This is a genomic window from Prosthecobacter sp., assembly GCF_044373815.1.
Classification (GTDB): domain Bacteria; phylum Verrucomicrobiota; class Verrucomicrobiia; order Verrucomicrobiales; family Verrucomicrobiaceae; genus Prosthecobacter.
This window is the reverse complement of record NZ_JBIPNG010000620.1, coordinates 1-3,265: the sequence shown is the minus strand read 5'-3', so window position 1 is coordinate 3,265 and position 3,265 is coordinate 1. Positions and strand designations below refer to the sequence as shown.

Annotated in this window: 2 protein-coding genes; both read left to right on the top strand. The window is 52.6% G+C overall.

The features are described 5' to 3' along the window. The coding region (locus ACIREA_RS29240; RefSeq protein WP_397385854.1) for a DUF4132 domain-containing protein at positions 1-2,563 on the top strand (2,563 nt) is incomplete at its 5' end. Then, a complete protein-coding gene (locus ACIREA_RS29235; protein ID WP_397385853.1) occupies positions 2,563-3,096 on the top strand; it encodes a hypothetical protein in 534 nt (177 codons plus the stop codon). The genes ACIREA_RS29240 and ACIREA_RS29235, both read left to right, overlap by 1 nt. Positions 3,097-3,265 lie beyond the last annotated feature (169 nt).

Below are 3,265 nucleotides of genomic sequence, written 5' to 3'. Positions count from 1 at the left end.
GGCCTGCAGCGCGGAGCCCGAAACTGAAACCGGCGCCATCTACAATGATAATTCACTGCCTCCATCGCTTCGCCTAGGTGCGTGGCCACCACAAAAGCCTGAGCCCACCGGTCCAATCAACGTTCAAGCGCCTGCTCCATCTGCGCCTGAGTTTCACTTCCCCCCAGATTTGCAGTCGGCCTGCGTCCAAATGTGCGAAATCAAATCTGACAAGCGATCCGCAGACAAGAAGCGGTCAGACTTTTCAAAATTCATATCCACGATAGAAAAAACTCTAACGGATATCGAAAATACGGAATGGGGGACGGAAACTAGGAAATTCATTAAAAATCCGATTTCAAGGGTTTGCAAGGAATCGTCATCTTCCCGTATCTGGAAGGTCAATGGATTATTGCGCCACCATCAGGAAGTGGCATTCAATACATATTACACTGAACAGGTGGATCGCGGACACGACTGGGGAAAGGGGCCGTTGAGTATCAACATTGGGATGGGGTTCACCAACACATTCAATCACTTTGTTGCGATTAAAACATCTATCGCCACCCTCGGCAGCGCTGATCTACGCATTTGGTCAAATGACGAAGATTTGCTTAAAGACAAAGAATTCATTTCATACGCCGAAAGACTCGAAAATGGATTAATTTTCACAAATCATGTAGAGAAAGAAATTGACTTTAATGATATCGGGATATTTGAATATGGCGATATTCAAAAATATCTGGAAATATTTGAGTCCGTAAAAATAAAGTGGCTTTGGAGCGGAGCTGAAAAAATACACTACTGCGCCCTGGCGTATAGGATTGGCCCATCTGCATCCGAGGCGCTGCAGAGCATTGCCAAAGCGGGAGATGAGCATGCACTCGGTTGCCTGTCGCACCTTAATGCGGAATCCTTGGCCTCCTTCATGGCTGAAACCCTTAGCCAGCCTGGAAGAGCCAAACACGTGCAAGCCTGGTTCAGGCTCTTCCATGAAACCACCGTTACCGGGTTGTTAAAATGCTCCTTTGGAAGCGATTTGAATGAGCGGAGCAATGCTCAGCAGGCCCTCCGCTTGCTTGCTGAGAATGGTTCGAGGCAGCAGATAATCGACTGCGCCCTGAAGTTTGGCCAGGAAGCGCAAGCGGTAGCGATTGAGTTTCTGGGATACGACTCCCGGGCTGATTTTTTGCCGAAAAAAATGCCGAAACTGCCAGCATACTTCACCGCCAGCGCACACCCCGCGCCTACACTCAAGGGTTCCGGCGAAGCTTTGCCCCCACACGCTGTCGAAACTCTCGTCCGGATGATGCTGGTATCGACTTGCCATCTGCAAAACTCGGCCTTGCAAGAAGTCATTGAAGCCTGTGACCGGCATTCGCTGGCAGAGTTTGCGCTCAGCACATTCGACGTTTGGAGCAGGAATGGTTCCAAAAAGGATGGCATTGGTTTCCTATATGCGTTGGCATACTTGGGGAATAACAGAGCCGCGGCCCTACTTGGCAAATCCTACAGGAATGCTCCTCCAACGGCCGCTACACCGGTCATTGATGTGCTCGCGGCTATGGGCAGCAGCACAGCGATCGCAGGACTTCAGGCGATCGCTCGCTCCAGTTCAAATGACAAATCGAGAAAAATAGCTCAAGAAGTGCTGGATGACGTCGCTAGAGATCGTGGGTTGACGCCGGCGATGCTGGAGGACCTGTCCGTTCCGGATCTTGGACTGGACTCCAATGGGCAAATGTCGCTGGACTTTGGCCCACGCAGGTTTGTGGTCACAATTAATGCGAACCTCGAAGCATTCCTCACGGACGGTGACGGCAATGCCCAGAAGACATTGCCAAAGCCGGTTAAGGCCGACAACGCCCACAAGGCCAAGACAGCGACTGCCCAGTGGACGGAGTTTAAGGCGGCCCTGAAGGGGCAGGCAACAGATCAGAAAAAACGGTTCGAGCAGGCCATGCTTCTCCGGCGAGAATGGGATAGCGCAACTTTCAAGGAGATTGTGGCAATTCACCCGCTGCTCTCGAAGATGGTCTGCACTCTCGTTTGGGCAACTGTGAAAGGCGATAAGCCCGATACGGCCTTCAGGATCGATACTGATGGACGCTATGTCACCTCAGATGGTGCCGAACTCACTCTCGACGATGAAGCGATGGTTACTCTGCCTCACCCGCTACTTCTCGGAGATAAGGTCGATACCTGGCTTCATATCTTTGCTGATAACAAACTCACCCAGCCATTCCCTCAACTTGCACGAAAGTGGTTTGCCGAGGGGCCTGAAACCGAGGACCTGATCAGGGCCAGAGACGGCACAAAGGTTCCGCTCGGCTCTCTTCGGGGCCTCAAGGCCAAGGGATGGGAATTCGAAGAGGGCGGCGCCGGTATGATATGGAGCGTTTACAAGCGCACGGAAGGCGCTCGAGCCTCTATTGATGTCGAGCCCGGCTGGTCCCTTTCCGGCTACGACTTCGAGGACTTCGGCGGTGATCAAACGGTCAAGCTGGACGTCAGCGGCAGCGATCCCATCACCTACAGTGAACTGGTCCGCGAATTACTCTCGCTACCAGTTACGGAGGGCTGATGAAGTTAGATGAGGCAGCCGATCCAGATCTGACCAGCCTATCAGCAACTGCTCTCGACAAGATGGTTGGAGCTTCTGACAGACTGGATAGCCAAATCGCTCAACACAGCCATGTATCCAGTTCGACGCTAGCAAAACTGGGGCAATCCCGTTCGTCATCGGTTTTGCGCAATGTGGTACTGAATCCCGCTTGCCCAAAAGACACCTTGCTGAAACTTGCACCTAAATTCCCGAATGAGTTTTTTGCCAACCCCGCGATTCTCCTGCAGTTACTGGAAGACCCAGACCTATTTTTGCGGTTGCCGGTAACAGCCATCAAATCCGTGCTAAAATCGCCGGATTGCCCCCAATCTATAATCGCATGGGCAATGCGCTCTGGCGGCAGTTCTCATGCCCTTGCACTGGCTGGAAGGGCTGACAGTTCTGTCGCGATGCTCAGGCAGATCGCAAGTGGCCACCATATCAAGGCAGCAGAACTCGCGACAACTCGGCTCATGTCCATGGGAGAGCCGCTTAAGGAGAAGCCCCTATGACCAAGACCTCCTTAAAGCCTGGCAGCACATCTCATGGCACGGTGAAAACTCCTCAGGTGCTAGCCAGTTCACTGGCTGCAGTTCTGTCCAACGACGTCAAGCTGAGTCTAATGATCTGGGGACCTCCTGGCGTTGGCAAATCGAGCATTGTTGCGCAATGCGCCGACCA

Excerpts from the sequence above, each read along its gene's own strand:
- ACIREA_RS29235 (WP_397385853.1), top strand. The coding sequence starts at position 2,563 with ATGAAGTTAGATGAGGCAGCCGATCCAGATCTGACCAGCCTATCAGCA.